The organism is Microcoleus sp. S13C4, from assembly GCF_036700865.1.
Lineage (GTDB): Bacteria > Cyanobacteriota > Cyanobacteriia > Cyanobacteriales > Microcoleaceae > Microcoleus.
Map to the genome: position 1 here is coordinate 49809 of NZ_JAUBPS010000029.1, position 15202 is coordinate 65010.

A 15202-nucleotide genomic window follows, 5' to 3' on the forward strand; every position below is an offset into this window, starting at 1 on the left:
CGAAGGATTTTTTGCTAAAGTGCGATCGAGTAGACAATTCTCAGGCTATCTACGCTATTTATGCCGTATATAACTATCCCTAAACAACTTAGGGAACCTTCCAGGGTCATCACATCTCAACTTTTTTTACGGCCGAAACGCCTCGCTATTTTTGAAGCTTGTCTGATCGGCTTGGTGGCAGGACTGGCAGGTGTTTTGCTCAAATCAGGGGTAGGATGGCTCGGCAGTTGGCGAGTTGCTACCTCGACAGTAATTCCAGCCTGGATATTGCTTCCTGGCGTCGGTTTATTCGGCGGGTTGCTGACAGGTTTCTTGGTAGAGCGTTTTGCTCCCGAAACTGCCGGCAGCGGGATTCCTCACGTCAAAGCTGCTCTCGGCGGCGTCAATCTTGCCTTAGATTTGCGAGTAGCTGTCGCCAAACTACTGACCACTATTTTAGCCGTTGGTTCCGGTTTAACTTTAGGAAGGCAAGGCCCGACTGTGCAAATAGGAGCATCTTTGGCCGGCTGGATCGGTCACTTGATGCCAACTTCCCCAGACTACCGCCGCCAATTGATTGCTTGCGGTGCTGCGGCGGGATTGGCTGCTGGTTTTAATGCTCCCATTGCAGGAGTTTTGTTTGTAGTTGAAGAACTGCTGCACGACGTGTCGGGATTGACTTTAGGGACTGCAATTATCGCTTCATTTATCGGTGCAGTTGTCTCGCAGCTTTTGGGGGGCGATAGTTTAAATTTGAACCTTCGCGAGTACCCAAGCAGTTTTGAAGCTCAGGAAATTCCGTTCTACATACTGTTAGGAGTTTTAGCAGGATTGCTGGGAGCTTTGTTCAGCAAGGGGATTATTGCTACCTTGCAGTTTAACAGGCGATCGCTCAAATTAGCTTTGCCCGCGCGAGTGGCTCTAGCTGGTATCATCTGCGGTTCAGTAATAGCTTTTCTCCCAGAAACTTTCCGCAACAATACAGGTTTGCGAGAGTTTCTTCTGACCGGAGAAGCAAGCGGAATAACGAGTTTAATTGCTTTTATAGCTCACTTTTTTCTGACAATTATTTCCGCTGCTTCTGGAGCTCCGGGAGGATTGTTTTCCCCTTCCCTAGTTATGGGTTCTGCACTCGGTCACATGGTGGGCATTGTCCAGGCAGATATCCTGGGTATCGGTTTGCCGGTAACTTATGCTTTGGCGGGAATGGGAGCGTTTTTTTGCGCGGTTACTAGAGCGCCGATTACTGCGGTAGTAATTGTGTTTGAAATTACGGCGGATTTCAAATTAGTGCTGCCTTTGATGATCTGTTCTGTAGTTGCTTATTTAGTCGCAGAAAAGGTAGACAGTGGCTCACTGTACACTCACCTTTTGGAGTTTAACGGCATTCAACTGACAAAAGCAAAAGCTGCCACCAATACTTTGAGCGACTTGTACGCAGAGGACGTGATGCAGCGCCGAGTTGAAACTCTTTCGAGTTTGCTGACTTTCGATGAAGTGATCCAGGCATTTTCGCGATCGCACCACCGAGGATTTCCAGTAGTTGAAGATGGCAAATTAGTTGGAATTGTCAGTCAAACCGATTTGGCAAATGCCAGCGAGCGCAATTTGTCCGGCAACTCGCTGCTCAAAGAATTTATGACTGTACACCCCATCGCAGTCAAAGCAAAGGATACTTTAAGCGAGGTATTGTACAGGCTCAACAACTACAATATCAGTCGCTTGCCTGTAGTAGAAGGCCGCCGTTTGGTGGGAATTATTACCCGCAGCGACATTATCCGAGTTGAATCCGATCGCCTCAGCGGAGAAACAACCCAGGGCCCGCATCCAGAACCGTCCTATGTTGTCTATCAAACCAGAGCTCCGCAAGTCGGAAACGGCCGCTTATTAGTGCCGCTTTCCAACCCCCAAACAGCACCCGCTTTGCTGCGACTGGCCGCGGCGATTGCGCGCGATCGTAATTACGAATTAGAATGCCTGCAAATCATCTTAGTACCGCGCAACAGTTCCCCCTCAGAAAGCGCAGTGCGAACAACTAAAAGCCGCCGCCTGCTGCAACAAGCCGAGCGAATTGTTCGCAATTGGAACTTGCCTGTACACACCCAAATACGGGTAGCTCATGACGTGCCTCACGCGATTTTAGAGACAATTAAGGAGCGCCATATCGATTTAATTTTGATGGGATGGGAAGGCGAAACATCCACTACTGGACGCATTTTTGGTGATGTTGTCGATACCGTAATTCGGCAAGCCGGCTGCGAGGTAATTTTGGTTAAATGGAGCGAAAAAATATTAGCAACCCGCAATAAAAATGAGTTTTCCGTCGCTCTTAGCGGGCGGAAATATGCGTCTATAGAATGGGACGTAAATCCCGAAGGAGTTGATGGTACAGATAATCCCACATTGGCGAGATCCTCAGATTCTTCAGCGACTCCTGAAACTGAATTTTCCCCGCCGAATTCAGACATTCCAGCGCCAGAATTGGGACTGCACACGCTGATGGGTTTGCAGCGCTGGTTGGTACCTATTCGCGGCAGTTACAAGCAAGCTGCCGCTTTGCGACTGCTACCGGCTTTGGTGGCTGCGAGTGCTGTACCGGAGATTAAATTGTGTCAAGTTCACCAGCCTTCTGGTGCAGAACCCGATCGCGGAGAATTAAAGCAAGCAGCGGAGTTTATCAAGCGCAGGGTTAGCTGTTCGATAATAGCGACTTCGGTTTGCGCTAAATCGGTTTCTGATGCTTTAATTGATTTGGCTCAGAACGATCAGTGCGATGCGATCGTCCTGGGGGCGAGCCGCGAAGGGCTGCTGAAGCAGGTGATTCACGGGAACATCCCGGAAGCTGTGGCGCGCGGGTGCGACTGTACAGTCATTTTAGTGCGATCGGCCAATTAGTCATTAGTCATTAGTTATTAGTTATTAGTTATTAATTATTAGTTATTAATTATTAGTCTTGTTCCCTGGCTGCCTGGGAATACATACCCGGAAGCTCTGCCTCCGATGCCCAATGCCCAATGCCCCATTCCCAATAAATATGGTTCACTTTAACGTTGCCTTTCAACACTTTAACTCCTTCGCCGACATTACCCTATCCCTGGCAAAAACTTTAGACCAAATTGGCATTCCTATTTCTGTCGAACCTTCGACAATAGCGTCTCACCTCACCCGCAATTCCACACCCGAAGAAAACCACCTGCTAGAGAAGTGGATGAACACCGCACCATCAGATTTATTCCACATAAAATGGTCTCATTACTGGAAACCCTATCTTTTAAAAGAACTCAACGGACATCTCAACTTAGAACTTTTTGCTATCAATTACGAATTCGCCCAAAACACAGATGATTATGATTACTGGATTTACGATGCTGTCAATAGCTTATCCCACAAACTAGCCGTCAGCCAATATTCTAAAAACGTCTTAATAAAAGCTGGATGTCCTGCGACCAAGGTATCAGTAATGCCTCTCGGTTTCAATCCTTTAATCTCGCAACTCTCTTTTTCAAGACCGCAAAAAGAAAAAAAAAATGTAAAGTATATTCTGCACATGACCAATTCTTTTGATTTGTATAGGTTTGGCACAGATCTCGCCATTCAAGCTTTTTGGGAAGAGTTTAAAGATGATGCCAACGTACAGTTAATTATCAAAGATGGCGGCAAAAATCCTGATGTCATAGTGGAACATATCGTAAAGCTCGAAAAACAATTTGGCAAGTTAAAGTCAAAAGTTCAGGTCAAGCCTAAATTTTATAATAAAGCAGAACTAGCTGATTTATACTTGTCTGCCGATGCTTTTTTAGCTCCCTTTCGCGGCGAGGGTTTTGCAATTAAAATTTTGGATGCCTTTGCCGCAGGTTTGCCCGTCGCTATGACTATGTACGGCGGCCCGACAGAGTATGCCAATGCTGATAACTGCTATCCCATTGCTTACGATCTAATTCCCGTCGGAAAGTGTTATGATACTCAGTATCTAAAAATCAGAAATGCTCCTCATTGGGCCGAGCCAAATGTTCAGTCTGTTCGCGAACAGTTGCGAAAAATTGTTGAAGATCCGATGCGTTTTCAGGTAGCTCAAAAAGCTAAAGAGACGGCGGATTTATTTAATTGGGAAGCTGCCGCTCAAAAATTGCTAAGATTAATGCGAAAGTTATTTTAGGAGCAGAAATTATGGGACTCGAACGCAAAATGTTTAGGGGAATGTTTTCACCGGGGGAGGTAGTACGATTGAAACAGCCTTGTTTTACTCCTGGGCGATTGTTTGAGCCCGGAAAATATAATGCTGATGAGTTGCCGGATATCGCTTTTGAGATGGGTTTGGTAGACCATTTGCCACCAGCCAAAGGCAACAGTTCAGAAAATCTCAATGCCCAGAAGCCGCCCGCTCAAAGCCTTGAGGACTAAACTCCCATTTGCAGTAAGGACTTCAGTCCTAAAAATTCCCGTTTGTAGTAAGGACTTTAGTGCTGAAAATTAAAATAAATAATCAAAGACTCAAGTCCTGACTGCAAAAAAGATAAAGCCCATTTAACCATTTTGCTCTATCTTGGCAATTAACTCTTTCAAAACTTGACTAGCTTTATCGTTCTCAATCTGACAAGTTCCGGCATTCTGGTGCCCACCGCCGCCATATCTTAACATTAACTCCCCAATATTAGTTTTAGAAGTTTTGTTAAAGATTGACTTGCCCACTGCGAAAACAGTATTTTGTTGTTTCAGTCCCCAAAGTACGTGAATCGATATATTGCACTCAGGGAACAAAGCATAAATTACAAAACGATTCCCCGCATAAATCACCTCTTCGTTACGCAAATCCAAAACAACTAAATTATTATAAACTTGGGCGCATCGCTGTATTTGCTCTTTAAATTTTTCTTCTTGCTCGAAGTAGAGGTCTACTCTTTCTTTCACATCAGGAAGCTGCAAAATTTCCTCAATGGTATGATTTTTGCAGTAATCGATTAACTGCATCATTAACTGATAATTGGAAACTGTAAATTCTTTAAACCTTCCCAACCCGGTTCTGGCGTCCATTATGAAGTTTAACAGCACCCATTCTTGCGGATGCAGCACCTCTTCTTGGGCAAATTGAGCGGAATCTGATTTGTCAACGGCCGCCATCATGGCCTCAGAAATATCAGGAAACTTTGCTTGGCCTCCATAATATTTGTACAGTACCCTAGCTGCAGAAGCTGCATAGGGATCGATGATGTGGTTAATTTTGATTTTCTCGTGTCTAAGAGTTTCGCTGAAATGGTGATCGAAAGCTAGATGAACTCCCTCAACATAGGGTAAATTGGTGCTAATATCGTTATTTGTTATTTCGATTTTCCCATCCTGCATATCTTTAGGATGCACGAATTTAATCTCGTCGATCATATCGAGTTCTTTGAGCAAAACGGCACAGACAAGACCGTCAAAATCGCTGCGGGTGACTAATCTGTATTTTTTAGTGAGTGGCATATGCTTCTGTGATAGGGAGGAACTGATCACCAGCTAATATAACGTATTACCCGATCGCTTTCCAATATGAACGCAGACCCTTACGCTTGGATAGAGAAGGCCCTGGACACAGTTCGCCGTGCCGATTGGTATCGATCGCCACTATCGATCGATAGTTGCCCCGGGCCTGTGGTAAAGTTAGCAGGCCACAGGCTGATTAACTTTGCCAGCAACGATTATCTCGGACTTGCCGGCGATGCCAGGTTAATTCAAGCTGCTATGGCTGCAACTAACGAATTTGGTACGGGTGCGACGGGTTCGAGGTTGGTCAGCGGACACCGCGATTTGCACCGACAGCTAGAACAAGCTATTGCTAATTTAAAACAAACTGAAGATGCTTTAGTATTCAGTTCGGGATATTTGGCGAATCTAGGGGCGATCGCATCCGTTGTCGGCAAGCGCGATTTGATATTATCTGACAAGTACAACCATTCAAGCCTGAAAAACGGAGCCACACTCAGTGGTGCAACAGCCCTAGAGTACAATCACTGCAATCTTGAGGATTTAAAGGCCAAGCTAGAGCAAAATCGCGCAAGATACCGCAAGTGTTTAATTATTACCGATAGCGTCTTTAGCATGGATGGGGACTTGTGTCCGCTACCGCAGTTGTTGGCTGTGGCCGAAACCTTTAACTGCATGGTATTAGTAGATGAAGCTCACGCTACAGGAGTTTTCGGTGCTAGCGGTGCCGGTTGTGCAGAACATTTCGGTTGTACAGAAACACCGCTGATTCAAGTGGGGACACTCAGCAAAGCTTTGGGAAGTTTAGGTGGTTATGTTGCGGGCTCTGCTGCTTTAATTGATTTTCTGCGTAATCGAGCGGCGACTTGGATTTATACTACAGCATTGACGCCTGCTGATGCGGCGGCTGCTTTGGAAGCTGTGAGGATTGTACAGCAAGAACCAGAACGCCGAGTTCGGTTGCGACAAAATATCGAAACTTTCAAATATTGCGCGATTACCAATCACCAATTACCAATTAGCAATTCCCTTTCCCCAATTTTCAGTCTTCCGTTAAAAAATGCAGCAACAGCTTTAACAGTAGGCGGTAAACTCAAGGACATGGGTATTTTTGCTCCGGCGATTCGACCTCCGACTGTAAGCGTGAGTCGAATTCGGATTTCGCTGATGGCAACTCATGAGCTCGCACACCTTCAGCAGTTGGTAGAGGCGCTGGAGGAAGTTTTGAGTTTTGACTAAATGTTGAGTCCGCCATAAGTACCTTAGCCTTTTGGTAAATGTTGGAAGATGGGCAGAATTTCTACTTCTGCCTTTTGCCTTTTGCAGCTCTAGCTTTCGTCCCTAAGCAGCTCTAGCGTTAGGCCTTTTTTTTTGATTGTCAAGATATCGCTATTGACTTATGACCAATCTTATACAGGAGTTTGGTCGATCGGTCAATAACTGTAAATTTTTTGTAAATTTAGATACTTTTTGGAATTTAGCGCTATATTAGAGAAGTAGCAGGTACACCAAATTTAATATAAGGAACGTCCACCATGAACACAAATCGTCAAAACGTAAAAAAAGTAGCAGAAACCCACCGCGCTAACATTCACAAGCAACTGATGCACCGCATAGAAGTAGCGAGATCCAGTGGGAACCAAGATTTGGTTCGGGTGCTTGAAGAGGAAATGAGACAGCTTTAAACAAGCTGCAACTAGAATTTGCCTGTAGTTTGGTTTAGAGGGTTGTGCGAGAAATGCAGAATTCCGGCAACCGCTACCTGTTAAGTTTTGACTTCTCTCTTAGTTGGTAGGAAAAACCCCGGTTTCTTGAAGAAACCGGGGTTTTTTATTGAGAAGGAAGAAGAAAGAAGCAAGAAAGAACACTCCTAAACGCACAAACTCTATTTGTATGGTGCGCCTCGGCGCACAGAGCCTCTACCAATAGCCGATTGAACCATTTTTTGCGTAAGTTCGGAAGTCAGAACGAAGAAGGAAGAGGAAAGAACAAGACTTACGCTGCATTCCTTCTGTTTTTACACTATCTGTAGTAGTAAGTTGCGCCTCGGCGCACCCTACTAATAACTACAGGACTAAAAGCCCCTGACACATGGTGAAGGCGTGTTCACGCCCTCATACCAATTCACTATGAAGGTACACTAAAATATAGGGTAAAAGTAGAGGAAATCCAATATGGCGAACAAACTTCAGGTAGAAATCCAGGAAACGGTTGAGGAACTAGAGCATCGACTCGAACGGAGTGCGACCGCCGTAAATAAAGAAAAATTACTGGTATTATACTGGCTGGCTACCAAAAAAATTCAAAAAAGAGCAGAATTAGCCACGATGTTGAAACGAGACGAATCAACAATATATCGTTGGTTAAGAGCTTACAAACAAGGTGGAATTACTCAATTACTTAGCATAAAAAAAGCTCCTGGGAAGACTCCACATATACCACCCGAAGTTAGAGAAAAATTAATCAAAAAACTGCAAGAACCAGAGGGAGAAACAAGTTATGGCAAATTACAGCTCTGGCTAGAAAAAGAATGCGGGATAAAAGTGAGCTATAAAGTGGTACATGACCTAGTTCATTATAAATTGAAAGCTGACCTGAAAGTCCCAAGACCCCAAAGTAACAAGGCGAACGAAGAGGTGCAGGCAAGCTTCAAAAAAAAACTATGTGAACTCATAAAAGTAATGATTAAATATTTCGGAAAGTCCAAGCCTGTAAGGATATGGTGTCAAGACGAGAGTAGATTTGGATTGATTACTATGCAGGGCAGAATGATTACATTAAAGGGGGTAAAACCCATTGGAAAAAAGCAATGGAAACGAGGAAATTTTTATATTTATGGAGTCGTAGAGCCAGCAACAGGTGAACAATATTATCAAGAATTTGCTCAGCTCAATTACAACTGTTTTCAGGAGTTTTTAAATGGATTTGCTCAAAACTACTCAGAAAGTTTCAATCTAATTATCATGGATAATGGTAGCTTCCATAAAGCTCTATTATTAGACTGGCATGACCATGTAATGCCAATATATTTACCTGCCTATAGTCCTGAATTGAATCCGATTGAAAGATTGTGGGAACATACAAAAAAAGACCTCAAGTGGGAAAATTATTCGAGTTTAGATAAACTCAAAGAACAGGTAAATACAATTATCAAATCTCTCACGAATGAAGAAGTTTTATCTCTCTGTGGTTGGGACTATATCCTTGAAGCTATATTAAGTGCAACTTCATAGTAAATTGGTATCACCTATCACCTTAACCAGTCCGAATCACTGACAAGTTGACAGTCGCGACTAACGACCAAACTCAATAATAAGCGCACGAATAACGTACACTAATGTGTGTGCTATTGGTTGGAAAATTGAGCAATTTGCTAGGGAAATCAAGCAATTAACCGGGAGAGACTCTTGCCACTCCCGTCAAGCTAGAATTCAAACAAATCATATTGCTTGTCATGAACTTGTGTGGCGTAGGCGCTCAAAATTTTAGGTAATAAAAATGGTAAAACAATAGATCAAATTAAACACGGGCTGCTATTAAGTTATTTAATTGAGCAACTAAAACTTCTTGTTCGATGTTTATTGTCTAATTTTTTGGTGCTGGTACACCGAGCTGTGACAGTTGCGTAAGTCCTGGTAATATTGAAGACGCATTGAGAGAGATTTTTATGGTTGACTGTTCAAGGCAGCTTTGCCAAAATTTAAGAATAGTAAAAATAATTAACATAAAAAAGTTGATCTCTATAAAGCCGAACATCGGGTAGCGACTGCAATATCCCAAAAATATATAGGTAAAATTGATGGCGACAGACATCCAACACCAGCAGGAAAACGGCTACCACTCAGAACCAACTCAGCCTTTTCTACGAGAAAATCTCAATGAGCGATCGCCGATGCGCCTGCCGAGAACCCTGAGTCCCCTTGAAACTTGGGGCTTTGGGATGACCGGTCTTATCGCAGGCGTTACCGTTGCACCTGCAATGCACGTGGCCCTCGGGCCAAATGCCATTTTCGTCTGGCTGCCCGCCGTACTGGTGGGGGTGATGCTGAACCTTCAAGTGAAACGCTTAGGGGAACAGTGGCCCGAAATGTCAGGGGGAACGCCCAACTATATCACCAGGCTACTGAGCAACTATCCGCTTCTGGCTCGCTATACAGCGATCGCCTACTTCTTTGGCTGGGCAGTATATCCATCAGTAAACGCGATCGTAATTACGGCGCTAATCGAAGCTAACCTTGAACCCTTGGGCATTGCCTGTCCAGAAACGGTGCTAAGAATTGGATTCACAATAATCGCTTATATAGTGGCGTTTAGCGGCACCCGCGCCTTGGGAATACTGCACTCATTTTTCATTTTCCCGGCAGTGGGATTCTTACTGGTGTTTAGCATTCAAGGCATAGGATGGTTAGCCTTCTCCCCAGATAGCCCCGGATTTTTCCCCAGCAGTTGGCCAACTTTAACCTTTGTTGACTGGGCCAAATGGTCATTCTTAGGAATCTACATTACTTGTGGCTGTGAAACGGCTTCCTCGTTTGTCGCCGACAGCCGCCGTCCAGGGGAAACTTTGCGGGTTCTGAACTTAGCCGCTTGGCTGATTCCACCCGTGTATCTGGGGAGTTCCTGGGTACTGATGCGCTTAGCAACCTCTCCTGGATTGGGCGATGACTCGTTTAATAACCTATTAGCTGCCGCATCACCATTCTGGGGCCCGTCAGCTTCATTGATTGTCACACTGCTGCTGGCCTCAAGCGCTCTTCTCGCTTCCGCCACTGGCGTTTCCAACTCCCCCCGCATTTTGTACCAACTCGCTCTAGACGGACACGTTTCACCCGTCTTCGCTTTCATCTCCCGACGAGGCGTCCTGGAACCGGCCCTGGTATTTTCCCTTTTAATCAGTTTAATCGGTCTGCTTTGGGGAGATGTCACCAGGATCTCGGTGGTCGGTAGTGCTAGTTACCTGATTACCATGATGGCACTGTATCTAGGACTGTGGCTGCGGCGAGGATCGCCAGAAGTGCGATGGCCTTGGTGGGCGGCAGGCTTCTTCTTCTTAGATGCAGTTGTTCTGATGGTCGGAGGCTTAAATTGGAGTTGGCAAGACGTGACGCTTGGCTTTCTGCTTCCTGTGGCTATTTTGGCAGTGGATGCGGCTATCCGTCGCATTTCCTTTGCACCGTTCCATCGGGCCTGGTGGATGCGGCATTACAGGGCCCGGCGCCAGAGCCAGATCGTAGATTTTGTGGCGTTTCAGGTTGTAGTCCTGATTTTGCTAGTCTGTAGCGCCGTCAGTATTGGCTGGGTTTTTAGATCCCAATTAGATGCCAACTCTAGCGTTGGTTCTAATCTTTTGGCAGTGCTGATCTTGACAGTCACTTTTGTCGGGGTGGCTGTTGCCTGCTGGACGAGTTTACCCCAAGTTGTCTCAATGGACGAGGCACGAGAGGCGGCGGAACAACTGTTTGTAATTGCCATAGATGCGATTGTAGTGCTCGATGAAAATGGGATGATTCGTCAGGCTAACCCAGCATCTGAGCATCTATTTGAGTTAAGCAGCGGTCAATTAATCGGGAGTCACTTGAACAAATTACTCCCCGGATTGGCTTTTGGGCCAGAACGGTGGCCTAGCCGCAGCGAACAAACCCTGAACCTGCCCACTGAAGACTCGCGCATCCTGGAAGTTGCCATCTCAAACCGATTCTCTCAAGAGGCTTCGCTTTCCAATCAAGAGCTACAAGAATATGTGGTGATTCTGCGCGACATCAGCGATCGCAAACAAGCCCAAGAAGCCCTACAAAAAGCTAATGAGGAACTAGAAATTAAAGTCAAGGAGCGTACATCTGAACTCAGCCATACTGTAGAGCAATTGCAGAATGAAGTTGAAGAGCGCCAGCGGATAGAAGAAAATCTCAAGGCTATGCAAAATCAGATTGTTGTCCAAGAAAAACTAGCTTCTCTGGGAAGTTTAACAGCAGGGATTGCTCACGAAATCAGAAACCCCTTAAACTTTGTTAACAATTTCTCAGAACTTTCTGCTGAATTAACCGAAGAACTGTTTGAAAAAATTGAAAATCAAGCAGACCGTTTAGATCCCGAAACCAGTGAGGATATTGCCGAGTTGTTAACCGATCTTAAAGCCAACCTTAAAAAGATCAATCAACACGGTCAAAGAGCCGATAAAATCGTTGGCAATATGCTTTTGCATTCTCGCGGACAAAGCGGTCAGTGGGAAGCTACAGATATAAATAGTTTATTGACTGAATATATTAATCTAGCCTATCACGGGATGCGAGCCAAGGAACCTGCTTTTAACATTACCATAGAAACCGACTACGACAATGATATTGGCGAAATAGATGTCGTGCCACAAGACATCGGCAGGGTATTTCTTAACATTATTAGCAATGCTTGTTATGCAGCCTATAAAAAGAAACAAGAAATGGGAGCCGAATTTTCACCGCTGCTTGACGTGAGAACTAGAAATCTTGGTGCCACGATTGAAATCCGCATTCGCGATAATGGCCCAGGTATAAAACCCGAGGTACTCGATAAAATATTCAATCCGTTTTTTACTACAAAGCCACCAGCCGAAGGTACTGGTTTAGGTCTTTCTATCAGTCAGGATGTGATTGTCCAGCAACATCGAGGAGAACTAAAAGTCGAAACAGAAGTAGGAGATTACACAGAGTTTATCATCATATTGCCGCAAAAAAAATAGCCGAAGTTAAGGAGTTAAAAAAAAGGCTCATCGGTACGCAAGTTAGAGCAAAATCCAAAAAATATAATAGGTAAAATTGATGGCGACAGACATCCAACACCAGCCGGAAAACGGCTACCATTCAGAACCAACTCAGCCTTTCCTACGAGAAAATCTCAATGAGCGATCGCTCATGCGCCTGCCGAGAACCCTGAGTCCCCTTGAAACGTGGGGCTTTGGGATGACTGGTCATATCTTGTGGGTTACCATTGCACCTGCAATGCACGCGGCTCTTGGGCCCAATGCCATTTTGGTATGGCTGCCCGCCGTACTGGTGGGGGTAATGCTGAACCTGCAAGTGAAACGCTTAGGGGAACACTGGCCAGAAATGTCCGGCGGAACGCCTAACTATATCACCGGGCTACTGAGCAACTATCCGCTTCTGGGCAGCTATGTAGCGATCGGCTACTTCGCTGGCTGGGCACTATATCCGTCAATAAACGCGATCGTAATTACGGCGCTAATCAAAGCTAACCTAGAACCCTTGGGCATCCCCTGTCCGGAAACGTTGCTAAGAATTGGATTCACACTAATCGCTTACATTTTGGCATTTAGCGGCAGCCGCGCCTTAGCGATCCTGCACTCATTTTTCATTATCCCGGCAGTGGGATTCCTACTGGTGTTTAGCATTCAAGGCATAGGATGGTTAGCTCTCTCCCCAGATAGCCCCGGATTTTTCCCCACCAGTTGGCCAACTTTAACCTTTGTTGACTGGGCCAAGTGGTCATTCTTTGCGGTCTACGGTGCCTGCGCCTGTGAAACGGCTTCCTCGTTTGTCGCCGACAGCCGCCGTCCAACTGAAACTTTGCGGGTTATGAACTTAGCCGCTTGGCTGATTCCACCGGTGTATCTGGGGAGTTCCTGGGTACTGATGCGCTTAGCAACCTCCCCAGGACTGGGCGATGACTCGTTTAATAACCTATTAGCTGCCGCCTCACCATTCTGGGGTCAGTCAGCTTCATTGATCGTCACACTCCTGCTGGCCTCAAGCTGCCTTCTTTGTTCCGCCACTGCGGTTTCCAACTCCCCCCGCATCTTGTACCAACTCGCTCTAGACGGGTACGTTTCACCCGTCTTCGCTTTCATCTCCCGACGGGGCGTTCTCGAACCGGCCCTGGTATTTTCCCTTTTACTCAGTTTGATCGGTCTGCTTTGGGGAGATGTAACCGATATCGTGGTGGTCGGTGGTGCTAGTTACTTGATAATGCTGATGGCATTTTATCTAGGACTGTGGCTGCGGCGAGGCTCGCCACAAGTGCGATGGCCTTGGTGGGCGGCAGGCTTCTTCTTTTTACTTGCAGTTGTTGTGATGGTCGGAGGCTTGAACTGGAGTTGGCAAGACGTAACGATCGGCTTACTGTTGCCTGTGGCTATTTTGGCAGTGGATGCGGCTATTCGTCGCATTTCCTTTGCGCCCTTCCATCGGGCCTGGTGGATGCGGCATTACAGGGCCCGACGCAAGAGCCAGATCGTAGATTTTGTGGCGTTTCAGGTTGTAGTCCTGATTTTGCTAGTCTGTAGCGCCGTCAGTATTGGCTGGGTTTTTAGATCCCAATTAGATGCCAACTCTAGCGTTGGTTCTAATCTTTTGGCAGTGCTGATCTTGACAGTCACTTTTGTCGGGGTGGCTGTTGCCTGCTGGACGAGTTTACCCCAAGTTGTCTCAATGGACGAGGCACGAGAGGCGGCGGAACAACTGTTTGTAATTGCCATAGATGCGATTGTAGTGCTGGATGAAAATGGGATGATTCGTCAGGCTAACCCAGCATCTGAGCATCTATTTGAGTTAAGCAGCGGTCAATTAATCGGGAGTCACTTGAACAAATTACTCCCCGGATTGGCTTTTGGGCCAGAACGGTGGCCTAGCCGCAGCGAACAAACCCTGAACCTGCCCACTGAAGACTCGCGCATCCTGGAAGTTGCCATCTCAAACCGATTCTCCCAAGAGGCTTCGCTTTCCAATCAAGAGCTACAAGAATATGTGGTGATTCTGCGCGACATTAGCGATCGCAAACAAGCCCAAGAATCCCTACAAAAAGCTAATGAGGAACTAGAAATTAAAGTCAAGGAGCGTACATCTGAACTCAGCCATACTGTAGAGCAATTGCAGAATGAAGTTGAAGAGCGCCAGCGGATAGAAGAAAATCTCAAGGCTATGCAAAATCAGATTGTTGTCCAAGAAAAACTAGCTTCTCTGGGAAGTTTAACCGCAGGCATTGCTCACGAAATCAGAAACCCATTAAACTTTGTCAACAATTTCTCAGAACTTTCTGCGGAATTAACCGAAGAATTGTTTGAAGAATTGGGAAATCAAGGAGAACGGTTAACTGCTGAAACAAATGAATATATTGCCGAGCTGTTAACCGATCTCAAAGAAAACCTTAAAAAAATCAATCAACACGGTCAAAGAGCCGATAAAATTGTTGGTAATATGCTGTTGCATTCCCGGGGACAAAGTGGCCAGTGGGAAGCCACAGATATAAATAGTTTATTGGCTGAATATATCAATCTAGCCTATCACGGGATGCGAGCCAAGGAATCTGCTTTTAACATTACCATAGAAACTGACTACGACAATGATATTGGCAAAGTCAACGTGGTGCCACAAGACATCGGCAGGGTTTTTCTTAATATTATTAGCAATGCTTGTTATGCAGCCTATAAAAAGAAACAAGAAATGGGAGCAGAATTTTCACCGGTGCTGGACGTGAGAACTCGAAATCTGGTTGGCGCGATTGAAATCCGCATTCGCGATAATGGCTCAGGTATAAAACCCGAGGTACTAGATAAAATATTCAATCCGTTTTTTACTACAAAGCCACCAGCGGAAGGTACTGGTCTAGGTCTTTCTATCAGTCAGGATGTTATCGTCCAGCAACATCGAGGAGAACTAAAAGTCGAAACCGAAGTAGGAGATTACACAGAGTTTATCATCACTTTGCCCAAAAAAGTAGCCGAAATTAAGGAGTTAAAAAAATGAAAGTAATAGCTGTAGACGACGAGGAAGAT

Annotated in this window: 9 protein-coding genes and 1 pseudogene; 9 read left to right on the plus strand and 1 reads right to left on the minus strand. The window is 45.5% G+C overall.

Going from position 1 to position 15202, the window contains the following annotated elements; translation table 11 throughout:
- Nucleotides 1-60: 60 nt before the first annotated feature.
- The 3 genes from QT996_RS14470 (at nt 61) to QT996_RS14480 (ending at nt 4380) form a co-directional block, all read left to right on the plus strand.
- The gene (locus QT996_RS14470) at nt 61-2874 is read left to right on the plus strand and encodes a chloride channel protein (RefSeq protein WP_333047313.1); all 2814 of its coding nucleotides are present in this window, start codon (nt 61-63) and stop codon (nt 2872-2874) included.
- Between the two features lie 139 nt (nt 2875-3013).
- Nucleotides 3014-4135, plus strand: coding sequence for a glycosyltransferase family 4 protein (locus QT996_RS14475; RefSeq protein WP_333047314.1), 1122 nt, complete (start codon nt 3014-3016; stop codon nt 4133-4135).
- 11 nt (nt 4136-4146) lie between these two features.
- A complete protein-coding gene (locus tag QT996_RS14480) occupies nt 4147-4380 on the plus strand; it encodes a hypothetical protein (RefSeq protein ID WP_333047315.1) in 234 nt (77 codons plus the stop codon).
- A 123-nt stretch (nt 4381-4503) separates the two neighbouring features.
- Here QT996_RS14480 and QT996_RS14485 read toward each other — a convergent pair whose 3' ends face one another.
- Entirely contained in the window at nt 4504-5439 is a 936-nt protein-coding gene (locus QT996_RS14485; RefSeq protein WP_333047317.1) for an exopolyphosphatase, read from the minus strand.
- Nucleotides 5440-5505: 66 nt separating this feature from the next.
- Here QT996_RS14485 and bioF point away from each other — a divergent pair, with 66 nt between their 5' ends.
- From bioF to QT996_RS14515, 6 genes and pseudogenes are all read left to right on the plus strand, one after another.
- Nucleotides 5506-6678: an 8-amino-7-oxononanoate synthase gene (gene bioF, locus QT996_RS14490; RefSeq protein WP_333047318.1), complete on the plus strand. Its 1173-nt coding sequence runs from the start codon at nt 5506-5508 to the stop codon at nt 6676-6678.
- A gap of 296 nt (nt 6679-6974) precedes the next feature.
- Nucleotides 6975-7124, plus strand: coding sequence for an arginine synthesis PII-interacting regulator PirA (pirA, locus tag QT996_RS14495; RefSeq protein WP_172185012.1), 150 nt, complete (start codon nt 6975-6977; stop codon nt 7122-7124).
- Nucleotides 7125-7613: 489 nt separating this feature from the next.
- Nucleotides 7614-8672 carry an IS630 family transposase gene (locus QT996_RS14500; RefSeq protein WP_333047320.1) on the plus strand — a complete coding sequence of 353 codons (1059 nt, stop codon included), beginning with the start codon at nt 7614-7616 and terminating at the stop codon, nt 8670-8672.
- A 109-nt stretch (nt 8673-8781) separates the two neighbouring features.
- A pseudogene (locus QT996_RS14505) lies at nt 8782-9068 on the plus strand (hypothetical protein); the annotation flags it as partial.
- Nucleotides 9069-9238: 170 nt separating this feature from the next.
- A complete protein-coding gene (locus tag QT996_RS14510; RefSeq protein ID WP_333047321.1) occupies nt 9239-12154 on the plus strand; it encodes an ATP-binding protein in 2916 nt (971 codons plus the stop codon).
- A gap of 79 nt (nt 12155-12233) precedes the next feature.
- Entirely contained in the window at nt 12234-15173 is a 2940-nt protein-coding gene (locus QT996_RS14515) for an ATP-binding protein (RefSeq protein WP_333047323.1), read from the plus strand.
- Nucleotides 15174-15202 lie beyond the last annotated feature (29 nt).